The sequence below is a fragment of the Mycolicibacterium neworleansense genome (genome assembly GCF_001245615.1).
GTDB lineage: Bacteria > Actinomycetota > Actinomycetes > Mycobacteriales > Mycobacteriaceae > Mycobacterium > Mycobacterium neworleansense.
The window spans coordinates 1,344,905-1,361,279 of sequence record NZ_CWKH01000001.1; the positions used below are offsets into that span (position 1 = coordinate 1,344,905).

4 protein-coding genes and 1 pseudogene (1 of these 5 only partly in view) are annotated in these 16,375 nt (G+C 65.9%); 1 reads left to right on the forward strand and 4 read right to left on the reverse strand.

The window, feature by feature from the left end:
• From BN2156_RS06390 to BN2156_RS06395, 4 genes and pseudogenes are all read right to left on the reverse strand, one after another.
• Positions 1-11,516, reverse strand: partial view of a non-ribosomal peptide synthase/polyketide synthase gene (locus BN2156_RS06390; protein WP_235625343.1) — the 5' portion only. Its footprint begins 10,345 nt before the window's first position; the window shows 11,516 of its 21,861 coding nt (coding positions 1-11,516); it begins with the start codon at positions 11,514-11,516; the stop codon falls past the left edge of the window.
• On the reverse strand, positions 11,411-12,781 hold the full coding sequence (locus BN2156_RS31500) for an amino acid adenylation domain-containing protein (RefSeq protein ID WP_407661721.1): 1,371 nt from the start codon (positions 12,779-12,781) through the stop codon (positions 11,411-11,413). The genes BN2156_RS06390 and BN2156_RS31500 overlap by 106 nt, the downstream gene beginning before the upstream one ends.
• A gap of 261 nt (positions 12,782-13,042) precedes the next feature.
• Positions 13,043-14,038: pseudogene (locus tag BN2156_RS31505) on the reverse strand (condensation domain-containing protein); the annotation flags it as partial.
• A 17-nt stretch (positions 14,039-14,055) separates the two neighbouring features.
• A complete protein-coding gene (locus BN2156_RS06395; protein WP_090511490.1) occupies positions 14,056-14,286 on the reverse strand; it encodes an MbtH family protein in 231 nt (76 codons plus the stop codon).
• A gap of 671 nt (positions 14,287-14,957) precedes the next feature.
• On the opposite strand from BN2156_RS06395, the gene BN2156_RS06400 reads away from it, so the two are divergent.
• Positions 14,958-16,367 carry a cytochrome P450 gene (locus BN2156_RS06400; RefSeq protein ID WP_090511492.1) on the forward strand — a complete coding sequence of 470 codons (1,410 nt, stop codon included), beginning with the start codon at positions 14,958-14,960 and terminating at the stop codon, positions 16,365-16,367.
• The last annotated feature ends 8 nt before the right edge of the window (positions 16,368-16,375 follow it).

Sequence of the window (16,375 nt, forward strand, 5' to 3'; positions counted from 1 at the left end):
TAGATGATGTGGGCCATGTCGTCGGGAGCGGGCGGCGCCAACGCCGTACCGGGCTGGTCGGCCACGCCGGTGTCCGCCACATCGAAGATCATCAGGCCGCGCCCGGCGAACCGGTCGGCCAACTCGGCGGTGGTGACCGCGGCGATCGGGGCGGAGTCGGTGAGCATGAACTCGACCCGGGTCTCCGGCAGCGCCGGGTCTATCGGCAGGTACGCCGCCCCGGCCTTGAGTACCGCCAAGATCGCGACGATGGCCTCGGCCGAACGGGGGAACATCAGGGCCACCCGCTCGCCGGGGCCCACCCCGTGACTGACGAGCAAGTGCGCCAAACGATTCGCGGACTCGTCGAGCTCCCGATACGTCAGCGAGTGATCCCCACAGACCAGCGCTACCGACTCCGGCGCCCGCGACACCTGCGCGGCGAACAGCTCCGGCACCGAGTCCGGCCGCGGCAAGTCGGACAACACCGCCCGGTTGCCCCAGCGCGCCAGGCGCGTGCGCTCAGACTCGTCGAGCAGGTCCACGGACGACAGCGAGCGACCCGGTTCGGCGGTCATCGCCTCCAGCACTGCCTCAACCCGTCTGGTGAGGGTCTCGATGTCGGCGCGTTCGAAGACGGCCGTGTCGTACTCGAGGCGCAGGCGCAGTTCGTCACCGGGTATGGCCTGCATCGTCAGCGGGTAGTCGGTGGACTCGTGGCTGGTTACCTCGGTGATCTCCAACCCGCCGTCGGCACCCGACAACGCGCTGGTGTCCACCGGGTAGTTCTCGAACACGAACAGCGTGTCGAACAGGCGGTCATGGTCGGTGATGCGGTGGATCTCGCCCAGTGAGAGGTGCTGGTGCTCAAGGGTCTTCGTTTGCGCACCTTGCAGCTGGTCGAGCAAATCGCTCGTGGTGGTCGTCGCGGCGATGTCGGCGCGCACGGGCACTGTGTTGATCAGCAGGCCCACCATCGACTCCGCGCCCACCACCTCGGCCGGGCGCCCCGAGACGACGGTGCCGAAGACGATATCGCGCTGGCCCGTCAGCGAATTCAGCAGTAGTGCCCAGGCGCCCTGCAGCACGATGTTGACGGTGGTCCGGTGCGAGCGCGCCAGTTCGTTGAGCGCACTGGTGGTTCGCGCCGACACCCGATGAGCCAGGACTCCTCGCTGCCCGAGCTCCGACTTCTGCGACGGGCCGACGAGGGTCGGGGTGTCAACGCCTTCCATCACCTCGCGCCAGGCGGCGCGGGCGGCCGGAAGGTCCCGATCCGCGAGCCAACTGATGAAGCTCCGATACGGCGTGGCCGCGGGCAACCGGTGTCCCTGGTAGCAGGCAAAGATCTCCTGCAGCAGGATCGGCAGCGACCAGCCGTCGAGCACGATGTGGTGGTTGGTGAGCACGACCCGGTGCCGGTTGTGTGCGGTGCGGATCATGGCCACCCGGAAGGCCGGCGGATGAGCCAGATCACAGACCGCCGCGCGTTCATCCGCACACACCTGCTGGATCTGCTCTTCGGTTGCCGCAGTGCCCAATTCGACATACCGCCAACCCGCGGTGGGGTCGGCCGGAATGATCTGCACGGGCTCGCCGAACTGTTCACAGAACCTGGCCGCCAGGTGCGGATGGCGGTTGGCCACGGATTGCACGGCATCCCGCAGTCGGTGCTCGTCGAGCACACCGGCAACGGTGATGTCCAACTGCACCACGTAAAGATCGTCGTCGGGACTCTGTGCGCTGGTGCTGTGAAAGACGAGCCCCTGCTGCAGTGCCGTCAGCGGCAGAATGTCGGCGATCCGGTGTTGCCGTGACAACTCGTCGATCTCGGACTGGACGAGCCGGGCCGGCGCGATGTCCGAAGGCGTCAGCCCGCCGCCACCGTTTCGCACGTGCTCGCAGATGCCGGCCAGGGCATCCAGCCACAGTTCGCTGAGCCTGGTGATCTGCTCGTCGTCGAAGATTGAGCGCGCCCAGGTCCAATTGGCCTGCAGCTGCGGTCCGCCATCGATGTCGAGGGTGCCGGCATTGAGTGCCACGGTGTGGGTCAACGGCATGGGTATCGCCGCGGCCGCCCCGATCGCCGACAGGCCATTCGCGGACATCCGCCACAGTTCATCGGTCCCCCCGGCGGATTCCCCGCCGAGGCGACCCAGGTAGTTGAAGCCGATCGTCGGGTCGGCCCCGTCGAGGTCAATGTCGGCGTTCAGATAACGCAGCAGGCCGTACGACAGTGGATCCGGGAGTGAACGGAGTTGCTCCTTCGCATCTTTGACCACCGCGCCCAACACGGCATCACCGCTCAGCACCTGGGACCAGGTCAGTCCCCCGAAGGCCAACGCCACCGGATATTTGGTGGTGAACCACCCGACCGTGCGCGACAGATCGACGTTCCGGTCGAGGGTTCGGCCCAATTCTTCATGACGCCCGTGACCTTCGACGTCGACGGCGATCGGCAGATCCGAAGTGCCCAAGGTCCCGGAAAATTCAGCCACGGCAAGCCCGAACGCGATCAGCAGTATGTCCTGTATCCCGGCGTGGAATGCCGTCGGCACCTCGCCGAGCAACATGCGGGTGGTCGCGGCATCGAGGGACACTGCCAACTGCCCGGCCGTCTCATAGGTGTCCGTGTCGGGGCGCACCGCCGGCAGCGTCGCAGGAGTCCCCGCCACCCGCCGCCACACCGGCGCCTGAGCCACAACTTCGGGGTGGACCGCGCGTGTCTCCAGCAGTTCGGCCCACCGCGCGAAGGACGTCCCGGCGGGCGGTAAATCCACCGGTTGTTCGCCGCGGCGTTGTGCCCAGGCGAAATTCAGATCCTCCAAGATGATTCGCCAGGACACCCCGTCGACAGCCTGGTGGTGGACGATCAGTACGAGCTCGCGCGTGGAGGTCACCCACAGTGCGCTCAGCATCACTCCGGCCGCCGGGCTGAGCCGCGACCTCGCCGCCACCAGCGCCTCGTCCGTCAGTGTGGGTACGGATCGCAGGCATCCGTTCGCGTCGACCGAGCCCGCCTCGGGCACCGCCAATGACCAGCCGGCCGCGGCGTCTTCGGTCCGCGCCCGCAGCATTCCGTGCCGATCGAGCAAGGCCTGCAACATGATTGCGACGTCGTCCTCAGCCACACCGTCAGGAGCCTGCAACAGCACTGCCTGGTTGAACTGGTCCACGGGTCCGTCGGAGCGCTGCACGTCGTTCAGCCACCGAATGATGGGAGTCGCCGGTACCGGCCCGACCCCTTCGTCGACCGGGCCACGGGAAGCGGCCGCCGTTGCCGCTACCCGCGCCAACCGGGCCACGGTCTGCTCCACGAAAACGTCGCGCGGGTGGCACACCAGTCCTGCCGCCCGGGCCCGGGCGACCACCTGCATCGACAAGATGCTGTCGCCACCGAGATCGAAGAACGAGTCGTCGACCCCGACGCGCTCCAGCCCGAGAACCTGGGCGTAGATACCAGTCAGAACCTCTTCCACCGCATCTGCCGGGGCGCGATACCCGTCCCCGGAGTCGTAATCGGGGGCAGGGAGTGCACGAGTGTCGAGTTTTCCGTTGACCGTCAACGGAATTGCAGGCAACACCGTGACTGCGGCGGGCACCATGTAGGCCGGCAGCCGCTGGGCCAGTTCGGCGCGGATCGCGGCCGGAGATGTGGTCCCGGTGATGTAGCCGACGAGGCGCTTGTCACCGGGACGGTCCTCGCGGGCGACCACCACCGCCTGCTCGACGCCGTCGAGTCCGGCCAAAGCGGCCTGGACTTCACCGAGTTCGATGCGATAACCGCGGATCTTGACCTGCTCGTCAGCGCGGCCCAGGTACTGCAACTGCCCGTCCGGACGCCAGTACACCAGATCTCCGGTGCGGTACATGCGTGTGCCGACCCCGCCGAACGGGCACGCGACAAATCGCGAGGCGCTCAACCCGGTTCGGCCCACGTAGCCGTATCCGAGGCCCGCACCTGCCACGTACAGCTCGCCGATGACTCCGGCAGGCACCGGACGAAGCCACTCATCGAGCACGAACAGTGCGGCACCCGGAACCGGTGTACCGATGGGGACGACGTCCGGGCGCTCCGGGTCGAACTTCAGTGGCGCACTGATCGCCACACACATGGTGGTCTCGGTGGGTCCGTAGGCGTTGATCATCACGCGACCGGGAGCCCACTGCTCGACCACCTCGGGTGAGCAGGCTTCTCCCACCACGACCAACGCCGTCGATTCCAAGCCGTCGGTCGGCAACATCTTGACCGCAGAGGGTGTCTGGGTGAGAATGTCGACCCGCTCGCGAACCAGCAAGGAATGGAAGTCGTGCGGGGACACCGCTATCTCCTCGGGTACGACCACCACGCGTCCGCCACGCAGCAGGGCGCCGAAGATCTCCCACACCGAGACGTCGAAGGCCAGGGAGTGACACTGGGGCCACACTCCAGGATGCGGCAGCCGGGCATCGAGGGAACCCAGCAGCTGGGTCACGTTCAGATGGGTGACCGCAACGCCTTTGGGAACACCGGTGGTGCCCGAGGTGTAGATCAGGTAGGCGATGTCGTCGGCGCCCGGCATCGGCAACGGACCCCCGCCGGGGACGAGGCCCCCGAGCTCGCCGACGTCGACGACCGCCACACCGCGATGCTGCACCCGGCCGGCGAGTTCCGCGGTGGTTACCACGGCAACCGGTGCGGCATCGGTCAGCACGAACTCCAGCCGGGTATCGGGCACGGCAGGATCGACAGGCAAATACGCCGCCCCGGTCTTGAGGACGGCCAGGATGGCGATGATCGCCTCGGCGGAACGGCTGAACAGCACCGCGACGCACTGTCCCGGGCCGGCACCGCGGGTGATCAGCAAGTGCGCCAACCGGTTCGCGGCGTCATCGAGTTCCCGGTAGGTCCACGAACGGTCTCCGCAGGAGACCGCCACCGTGTCGGGGGTGCGCCCGGCATGCTCGGCGAACAGCGCGGGGACCGAGACCGGTCTCGGCGCCGGACGGGTCAGCGTCTCGTGATTGCCCATTGCCGCGAGACGGGCGTGCTCGTCGTCGTCCAGCAGATCGACCGACGACAACCGCACCGTCGGGTCGGCGGTCATCACCGCCAGCACCCGCTGGAACCGGTCGATCAGCGCGGCGATGGTATCGGCGTCGAACACGTCGGTACGGAATTCCACCGCTCCGCCGATTCCGGCCGGCTCACCGGCCTCGGTCCGGCGTTCGGCCAGGGAGAAATTCAGATCCATTCGGGCGGTATGGGTGTCCACCGGGACCCGGGTGACCTGCGAATCACCGAACTTCAGTCCGACAGTTGAATCGTTGACGTCGTGCCCGGCCAGGTTCTGCCATGCCAGCGCCACCTGGATCAGCGGGTGGTGCGCCAGGGATCGAGCTGGATTCAGCCGCTCGACGAGCACCTCGAACGGCACATCCTGGTGATCGAATGCGGCCAGGCTGCGGGCGCGCACCTGGGCCAGTACCTCGGCCATCGTCGGGTCGCCGGCCAGGTCGACCCGCAGGACCAAGGTGTTGACGAAGAAGCCGACCAGGTCATCCAGCACGGGGTCGCGTCGTCCGGCGATCGGGAAACCCACCGCCACATCGGAACTGCCGCTGAGTCTGGAGAGCAGCGACAGCAACGCCGCTTGAACCACCATGAAGCTGGTCGCATTGTGCTCACGCGCTACGCGGGCAACCTGCTGCTGCAACTCCACCGGCCAGTCCACCGCGATCGTGGCACCCCGCTGGTCGGTGGTCAGCGGGTACGGCCTATCGGTGGGTAGGGCGAGACGCTCGGGCATACCGGCCAAGGCATCCTGCCAGTAGCTCAACTGGGTGGCGATGCGACTCTGGCTGTCGTCGAGGTCGCCGAGCTGCGCGTGCTGCCACAACGTGTAATCGGCGTACTGCACAGACAGGGGTGTCCATTCGGGAGCCCGCCCCGCGCAACGGCTGGCGTAAGCCGCCCCCAGGTCAGCCACCAGCGGCGTGATCGACCAGCCGTCGGCGGCGATATGGTGGACGACGGCGGTGAGCACGTGCTGGTCCTCCGCCAGGCGGAAAAGCCTTGCCCTCAGCGGAATCTCGCTGGACAGATCAAAAGTGTGCCGTGCCGTGGCCTCGAGCTCCGCGCTCAGCTGCGCCGGCGTCCACCCATTGGCATCGACGACATCCCAGCCGGGTTCGGCCCGCCCTGACGCGACCACCACCTGGCGTGGAACGCCGTCGGGAGCCACGAACAAGGTGCGCAGACTTTCGTGGCGAGCCACCACGTCGCCCAACGCCTCCTTCATGGCGTCGATGTCGAGCACACCGCTGATCCGGAAGGCGGCGGTCATGTTGTAAACCGCTGACGGACCCTGCAATTGGTCTAGGAACCACAAACGCGACTGGGCAAACGACAGTGGAACCACCGCGGGCCGCTCACCGGCCACCAACGGCTCCAACCGCGCCTCCTGCCCGCCGATGCCGAGCGCCAGCTGGGCCACGGACGGCGCGTCGAACAGGGACCGCACGGTGATGTGGGCATTCATCGATTTGTTGATCGCGGCGACCAAGCGCATCGCGGACAGCGAGTCCCCGCCCAGATCGAAGAACGAATCGTCGACACCCACCCGGTCCCGGCCGAGAACACGGGAGTAGATGTCGGTCAGGATCTCCTCGACCGGGTTGGCCGGGGCCCGATAGTGCTCGGCGCCGGCGTAGTCCGGCGCGGGCAGGGCGCGCCGGTCGAGTTTGCCATTGACGGTGAGCGGCATCGTCTCGATGACCACCACCACGGACGGGACCATGTAGCCAGGGAGTCGCTCCGCCAGCCGAGAGCGGAGCTGTCCCGGGTCGGCGGCACCGGTGACGTAACCGACCAGACGCTTGTCGCCCGGGGCATCCTCACGAACGACCACCACGGCTTGGATTACGCCGTCGAGGGCAGCCAGCGCGGCCTGGACCTCACCCAGTTCGATACGGTAGCCGCGGATCTTGACCTGTTCGTCGGCGCGACCCAGATACTGCATTTGACCGTCGCGGCCCCATCGCACCAGATCACCGGTGCGGTACATCCGGCTTCCGGGCGCACCGAACGGGCACGCCACGAACCGTGACGACGTCAGCCCCGACCGGCGCCAATACCCGGTTCCCACACCACGGCCGGCGATGTAGAGCTCACCGACCACTCCGGGCGGCACCGGACGTAGCCAACTGTCCAAGATGAACAACGCTCCCCCGGCGACCGGCGCGCCGATCGGCACCGCCGACCCCGTCGTCAGCGGCGCGCTGATCGACGCGTACACCGTGGCTTCGGTGGGACCGTAGGCGTTGATCATGACGCGGCCCGGCGCCCAGCGCTCCACCAGCTCGGGCGGGCAGGCCTCGCCTGCCACCACCAACACCACCGACTCAAGGCCCTGGGGCGCGATCATTCCCGCGGCCGACGGGGTTTGACTCAACACGGTGACGTGTTCAGCCGTCAGCAGATCATGGAAATCGTCGGGTGAAGCGGCGACCGACTCGGGCACCACCACCAGACGCGCGCCATGGAGCAACGCACCGAAGATCTCCCACACCGAGACGTCGAAGCTGTAGGAGTGCCACTGCGTCCACACCTGCCCCGGTCCCGACGGCACGTGGGCACCGAGTGATCCGAACAGGCCGGGAACGTTTCGGTGCTGGATGGCAACACCTTTGGGGACACCGGTGGTACCCGAGGTGTAAATGATGTACGCGATGTCATCGGGCGCCGGTCCCGACAGGGTCGTGCCCGGCTGAGCGCCCGCGACGGAGTCCGCGGTGGTCGCGATGTCGCCGATCTCGACGACCGGAATGTCGCACCCCTCGAGGCGGGACCGCTGTCGCGCCGTGGTGACCGCGACCACCGGCGCGGCGTCGGCGACCATGAAGTTGATCCGCGCAAGCGGTAGGGCCGGATCGACCGGCACGTAGGCCGCACCGGTTTTCAAGACGGCGAGTATGGCCACGATGGCTTCGGCCGACCGCGAGAACAGTAGCGCCACAGCCTCGCCCGGGCCCGCACCATGAGCGGACAACACGTGGGCGAAGCGATCTGCGGCCGCATCGAGCTCCCGGTAGGACATCGACCGGCCGCCGACGGTGACTGCCACCGCGTCTGGCGTACGGACCACCTGTCGGGCGAACAACGTCGGAATCGATTCCGCCGTTGCAGGTTTGACCAATGCCGCGTGGTGGCTCCACTCGTCGAGACGGGCGTGCGCAGCCGCGTCGAGCAGGTCGAACGACGACAACGGCCGCAGCGGATCCGCGGTCATCACTGCCAGAACCGCTTTCAGCTGTTCGACCAGGGCCTCGATGGCGTCGAATTCGAATACCTCGGTGTCGTATTCGACACGGAGCTGCATTTCGCGACCCGGCAGAACCTGCACTGCCAACGGGTAATGGTTCGATTCGCGGAAATCGAACCCGGTGACCGCCAAGCCGTCGACATTCGACAGAGCGTTGGTGTCGACCGGGTAGTTCTCGAAGACCAGAAGGGTGTCGAACAGTCTGTCCTGGCCGGTGATGCGGTGGATGTCGCTGAGCGCCACGTGTTGATGCTCGAGGGTGTCATTGTGGGCACCCTGCAGTTGATGCAACAGGTCTGCGGTGGTGGTGTCGGGGTGAAGGGTGGCCCGCACCGGAACCGTGTTGATCAGCAGGCCCACCATCGAGTCCGCGCCGACGAGCTCGGCAGGACGTCCGGAGACCGTCGTGCCGAAAGCGATGTCTTGCCGGCCGGTCAGCGAGCTGAGCAGCAGCGCCCACGCACCCTGCAGCACCACGTTGGTGGTGGTGTGATGCGAGCGGGCCAGATCGCCGAGCGCCCCCGTAATCTCGCCGGGCAGCCGGAAGGACCCAACACCTCGTTGCCCCAGACGATCTCGGTCAGCCGGACCGATCAACGTCGGCGTTTCCAACCCGGCCAGCATCTCACGCCACGCCGCGTGGGCACCGGCGCGATCACGTCCGGTGAGCCAGGTGACAAAACTGCGGTACGGCGCGGCCGCGGGCAATCGCTGCCCGCCGAGACCGGCGAAGATCTCCCGGAGCAAGATCGGCATCGACCAGCCATCGAGCACGATGTGGTGAGTGGTCAGCACGAACCGGTACTGATCGCCATCGACGTGAATGACGACAGCCCGGAAGGCGGGCTGGGTCTCGAGGTCGCAGACCGCGCTACGTTCGGCGGTGCGAATCCCCTCGATTTGGTCGTCGATTCCGATCCCGTTGGCGTCCAGTTCGATATAGCGCCAGGGCACCACGGGAACAGCGGGGATCACCTGCACCGGTTGCTCGAACTGTCTGCAGAATCGGGCGGCGAGCTGCGGATGTCTGCGGACCACGCTCTGCACCGCTTCGCCCAGCCGCTGCACATCGAGCCGGCCGCTCAGCGCGACATCCAGCTGCATCGCATACACGTCGTCGGAGCCCAGCGCCGTATCGGCGTGGTAGAGCAGTCCTTGCTGCAGAGGAGTCAGCGGCAGGATGTCGGCGATAGGTTGTTGCCGGCTCAGCTCGTCGATCTCGTCCTGGCTCAGCTCAGTGGGGGCGATATCTGACGGAGTCAGACCACCGCCACCGCTTCGCACGTGCGCGCAGATGCCGACCAGCGCCTCGAACCACAACCTGCTCAATCGGCCGACTTGCTCGCTGTCGAGAACAGAACTCGCCCACGTCCAGTCGGCGTTCAGCTGCAGGCCGGTGTCGGTATCGACGGTGGCTGCATTGAGTTCGATGGTGTGCCCAAGCGTCGTGGGCACCGCTGTGGCCGCGCGCGCCAACGACAGGCCCTCGGGTCGGATCTGCCAAAGATCGCCGGACGTATCGCCGGGAGTTCCACCCAGGCGGCCCAGATAGTTGAACGCGATCGCCGGGTCGGGTCCGGAAAGGTCCACGCCGCTGTTCAGGTAGCGCAGCAGACCGTAGGTCAGGCCGTCGGGCAGCGCGCGGAGCTGTTCTTTGGCGCCCTTGATCACCGCGCCGAGAGCCGCGTCACCGGCCACGACCTTGGCCCACGGCAGTTCACCGACGAGAAGGGCCACCGGGTACTTGGTGGTGAACCATCCGACCGTGCGTGACAAGTCGATTTGTCGATCGCCGGCTCCGCCCAATTCTTCGGTGCGACCGTGGCCCTCGACGTCAATGGTGATCTGGGCACCGTCGGCGCGCGAGAATTCCGCGACCGCAATCCCCAATGCGATCAACAGAATGTCTTGGGTGCCTGCGTGAAAGGCCGTAGGCACTTCACCTAGGAGCATCCGGGTGGTACCGGCGTCCAGCGTCATCGACAGCTGCCCGGCGGTCTGGTAGGTATCGACGCCGGATTGCGGGGCGGGCAGCACCGGCGGTCCGGCCGCAACCTGCAGCCAGGCCTGTGCCTGCTCCGTCGCTTGTGGGTGCTGCGCGAACTGGGTAAGCAGGCTCGCCCATCGGGCGAACGACGTGCCGGGCGGCGCCAGCGCTACCGGTTGCCCGCCGCGATACTGGGCCCAGGCGATGTTGAGGTCCTCCAACAGTATTCGCCAGGACACCCCGTCGACCGCCAGATGGTGAACGATCAACACCAGCTGACTCGTCGAAGCGACCCACAGCGCGCTGAGCATCGCCCCGGAGGCGGGTTCCAACGCTGACCTCGCCGCCACCAGCGCCTCATCGGACAGCACATCCACCGAACGTAGACACCCAGCGGCGTCGACCGCCCCCGCGTCGGGCACCGTCAGCGACCATCCGCCTGCGCCGTCGTCCTCGGCTCGCAGTCGGAGCATTCCGTGCCGATCGAGCAAGGCCTGCAACAGGATTACGACGTCAGCCGTGGTCGTGCCCGTCGGAGCTTGGAGCAGCACCGTCTGGTTGAACTGGCCGATCGGGCCGTCGGTGCGTTCCAGGCCCTTCAGCCACCGCATGATCGGGGTCGCCACCACGGGGCCGAGGCCCTCGTCCGCCGGTTCGTCGGCGGCACCGGTCACCTCGACTACCTGGGCCAGCCGGGCCACGGTCTGCTGGACGAAGATGTCTCGCGGGCGACACGTCAGGCCTGCGGCCCGCGCGCGGGAGGCCACCTGCATCGACAAGATGCTGTCGCCACCCAGTTCGAAGAAGGATTTGTCGGTGCTGACGCGGTCCAGGCCGAGGATCTGGGCGTAGATGCCGGCCAGGATCTCCTCGGTGGGTGTACTCGGGGCCCGGTAGCCATCGAGGTGCTGGTATTCCGGTGCCGGCAAAGCCTTCTTGTCGAGCTTGCCGTTGACCGTCAACGGCAACGCCGCCAACGCCACCACCGCAGCGGGCACCATATACGGCGGCAGCCTCTGCCCCAACGCCGCCCGCAACTCAGCAGGATCAGCACTGCCGGTGACATAGCCGACCAGCCGCTTGTCACCGGGACGGGCCTCGCGGGGGACCACCACCGCCTGCTCGACACCGTCCAACCCCATCAACGCAGACTGAATCTCACCCAACTCGATCCGATAGCCACGGATCTTGACCTGCTCATCGGCCCGACCCAGATACCGCAACTGCCCATCGGCGCCCCACGACACCAGATCCCCGGTGCGATACATCCGCATCCCCGCCGACACGGACACGCAACAAACCGTGACGCGCTCAACCCAGGCCGACCCACATAGCCGTATCCCAAACCCGCACCAGCGACATACAACTCGCCCACCACACCCGCAGGCACCGCACGCAACCAGCCATCCAGCACAAAAAACGCCAGATCCGCCAACGGCACACCGATCGGGCTGACCGCGTTCCCGACATCGGCAGCGGTGATCTCCCGCACCGAGGCATGCACCGTCGTCTCGGTGATCCCGTACATATTGATCAACCGCGGCAGCCCCGGATGCTCGGCCAACCACGGACTCAGACGCGACGGCTCCAGCGCCTCCCCGCCGAACACCACGACCTCCAGCGCCAGCCGATTCTCCGGCTGGACCGCATCCACCGCCTGCAACGCATAAAACGCCGACGGCGTCTGACTCAACACACTCACATGCTCAGCAACCAGCAACGCGTGGAACTCCTCAGCCGAACGCGTCACCGACTCAGACACCACCACCAACCGACCACCATGCAGCAGTGCGCCGAAAATCTCCCACACCGAGAAGTCGAAAGCCAACGAATGACACTGCGTCCACACCTGACCCGCCGACAACTCCACATCACGATCGATCGCATCCAGCAACCGCGCCACATTCCGATGCGCAACCGCCACACCCTTAGGCACACCCGTCGTCCCCGAGGTGTAAATCACATACGCAACATCGTCCGGCGACGGCCCCACTACCAACGCCGTAGCCGGCTGACTGTAGACCGCACGATCATCGACATCGATCACCGTCAACCCACACCCACCCAACCGATCAACCAAATCGGCCGTCGTCACCACGACCGCCGACCCAGAATCGGCCAACACGAAATCCAGCCGCGCATCAGGCACCGAAGGATCAATCGGCACATACGCCGCACCAGTTTTCAGCACCCCCAAGATCGCCACGACCGCCTCAACCGACCGCGCGAACAACAACGCCACCCGCTGCCCAGGCCCCACACCCCGCTCGATCAGCAGATGCGCCAACCGATTCGAAGCCGCATCCAACCCCCGATACGACATCGCACTAACACCAAAACTGACCGCCACCGCATCCGGATGACGAACCACCTGCTCAAGGAACAAGGCCGGGATCGACACCGGCACCGGGACCGCCCCATTCAAGGCAGCCCGATTACCCCACTCATCCAGCTCCTCGAGTTCACTGCGGACAGCGATCGAGGAAAGGGTTCGTCCCGGGTCCGCAGTCATCGAGGTCAGAACGCGTTCGAAGCGCTCAGCCAAGTCGCGGGAGTCGCAACCGGGGAAGAACTGCCCGACACCGGTCGTGCTGAGAAAGAGCTCCTCATCCTTCTGAAGGAAAACCAGGCCGAACTGATCCACCAGGCCGGTGTGCGTGACAGTTCCCACGGCGGGAGCACCATCGAACTCGGCCCTGGGAATAGTCGGAATGAAGTTGATGGCAGGGCGGACCGACGGCTGACCGGTGCCTCGGAATCTCGACTTGTTCTCGACCGCACGTAACGGGAATCGTTGATGGCGCAGCGCTTCTCGGATCCGCTGGTCGACATGTTCACACAGGCCCGCAACCGTGGACCGCGGTGGCGTGGCCAAGATCAAGGGCACAACCCCAGAGACCATCCCGGGCACCATCAGCGTCTCGGGACGCACCCGTCGACTGACCGGAAAGTCGAGTGTGACCTCGGATCCTCCGGTCTCGCCGTGCACCAGCAACGCGTATGCCGCGGTGATCACCGATGCGCGGCGTACCCCGAGAGTTTTGGCCAGATCGCGGGCCCTGGCCACGACAGAAGTTGCCAGTTGGACTGGCGCAGAAGGCTCATACTCGTCGGACCGGTTTGCGACTTCGACGACGACCCCGTGGCGGTGTTCATTCTCGGGGGGAACGTTCTTGGCCCAATAGGCTTCATCGTCGAGGTAATCACCGGTAGCCTCGTAATCCGACTCGCAATCGATCAGGCTCTTCAACGAGCCGAAGATCGCAGGTGGCATCGGTGCGGATTGGGCGATTGCTGTGTAGACAGCGGCAATCTGGTGGCAGACCAGGCCCATCCCGATTCCGTCGATCGCGATGTGGTGGCAGCACACAAAAAAGTAGAACTCGTCGGCGCGCGTCTGCAGCAACGCGAACTTGAACAGCGGGCCGCCGAGCGGCATCGGGGTCCGTCGGATCGATGACGCTACTCGGTAGGCGTCCAGCGCCGGATCCGACGAGTTCGTCAGGTCATGGCGAACAAGCTCGATATCCGGATGGTCAACTGGCGTCTGGAAGACCTGGCCGTCTACTTCGGAGAGGGTGATTCTGAGCGGTTCGGCCTCGTGCACCACGTGGCGAATCGCCCGTTCGAGCAGGCCATGCTCGATGACTCCGTCAATCCGCGCCAGCATGCCCAGCTGCCACTTGACGCCCGCGAGACCGGTTTCCTCCGAAAGCCAAATGTCCAGCTGGCCCCGCGTGAGCGGGAATCTCTCGTGATCACATTCCATCGGTCGCAGCCCGCCGACTACTGATCAACGGTCCGACCCTGTGCCAACCTCTCTCGCAGACTCTTCGGCCGAATGTCGGCCCATTGTTGCTCGATCCACTCCAGACACGCGGCGCGATTCGCCTCGCCGTAGACCACCCGCCATCCAGCTGGGACATCCGCGAAGGCCGGCCACAAGCTGTGTTGCTCCTCGTCGTTGATCAAGACGAAAAAACTGCCGTTGTCGTCGTCGAATGGATTGATACTCACCAGTTCTCCAAACCGTCTGGGCGAGTTAAATGGAACACGTTCTAAACCTAACCCAGACGGAGCCCGCGGCAGTCGATTTTAGGTAAATCGTCAATATTTGCTGCTCGACATCCAGCGCAAGCCGCTCGTTGCGGCGCTTCCCCGCGAGGCCATCGTTAACATGGCGAATTAGCCACCGAGCCTTGATGTACGCCTGGTAGAGAACGCGCCCGGGCAGTCGAAGCCAGCTGTTTCACCGATGGTGTCAGAGTGTGCCAAATTTGCTGCCGCATGCACGTCTTGCATCCGCCAAGAGTCGAGGTACCACCCAGGTGTCGGCTACGGCGCCTCGGCGATAACAAATTCAATCGATGTGAGCATGCTGTGCAGCCGCTTAGGACTCAGCCGGTAGAAGGCCGGAACGGTGCCCACTCGAATCGATTCTGGCCGCAGTCATCGGCACAACGTGTGCACCAGTCACCGCCGGCCGGCCTGGAGGGGCGGCGGTATCGCCGAAAGTGCCCCGCACCCCATCCGGCAACGTACGGTTGGGAGTTACCGTAGAGCCCAGAGCTGCGACCGCGGATCGGCCCGGAGCACAACTCCCCCGCGACCGGCGGTCAGCGTCGGTCGCAGCGCGAGGCCGTCATGTCGGAATCCGTAAACGTCGAGTAGCTAGGGATCACGTAGAAGTGAGCGATACCGCGAAATCCGCACTGCCGCCTGGTCCTCCGCTTCCGATGGTGGTGCAGTCCGCGTTGATGGCGGGTTACGGTTTGCGCTTCCTGCGCGGGTGCCAACGCCGTTACGGCAACATGTTCACGCTGCGTATTCCGCTGTCGGGCACGGTCGTGTACCTCGCGGATCCGGCTGACATCAAGACGGTGTACGCCGGCGATCCGAAGGTATTCCATTCCGGCGAAGCGCATTGGTTTTTTCGTGGACTTCTCGGCGACAGCTCGCTGTTTGTGCTCGACGAGGATGCACACCACATCTTGCGCCGCCTGACGATGCCGGCATTTCACCGTGATGCCGTGGCAAACCAGGCTTCTCAGATGACCGAGATCGCTGCCGCGAACATCGCCGGCTGGGAGGTCGGCAAGAGCTTCGCGGTATTACCCAAAACAACAGAGATCACGCTGGAGGTGATCCTGCGGACCGTCATCGGCGCCAGCGACCCGGCGCGACTGGCCGCGTTGCGCAGGGTCGTGCCGCGGCTCCTGTACATGAAGTCGTGGGAAACGCCGGCGATCACGAAACCCAGCCTGCGACGCCATCATCCGTGGCGCGGAGTGGGCCGGCGATTCGAGGAGACCGACGCCCTGCTCTACGCCGAGATCGCCGACCGCCGTGCCGACCCGAACCTCGCCGAACGCACCGACGTTCTGGCCATGCTGGTCCGCGCCACCGACGACGACGGTCGCGTGATGTCCGACAGCGAACTGCGTGACCAGCTGCTGACTGCGATCGCGGCCGGACACGAGACCACCGCGACAGCCCTGTCCTGGGCGCTGGAGCGGCTGACCCGCCACCCGGCGGCGTTGGCCAAGGCCGTCCAGGCCGCCGATGCCAGCGCAGCGGGCGATCCGGCCGGCGACGAGTACCTCGATGCGGTGGTCAAGGAGACGCTGCGGATTCGCCCGGTGCTGTTCAGCTCGGGGCGGGTGCTGAAGGAGCCGATAGAGGTGGGCGGCTACCGGCTTCCGGCCGGCATCATGGTCGACCCGGCGATCGGACTAGTGCACGCCAGCCCCGCGGTGTACCCGGATCCGGACAGGTTCGACCCGGATCGAATGCTCGGAACCACTCTCGGCCCAACCACCTGGCTGCCGTTCGGCGGCGGGAACCGTCGCTGCCTCGGTGCCACCTTTGCCATGGTCGAGATACGGCTCGTACTACGTGAGATTCTCCGCAGGGTCGAGTTGAGCACCACGACTGCAGCAGACGAGAAGCAGAGGCCGAAGCATGTCACCTTCGTGCCGCATCGCGGTGGGGTGATCCACGTTCGGGCGATCAGGGACACTCCACTCACATCACCGGCGTCGATGGCGCAGGCCCACTGTCCTGCCAACGTTCATGGCTCACCGAACTCGCAGTCGTAACGCACCGC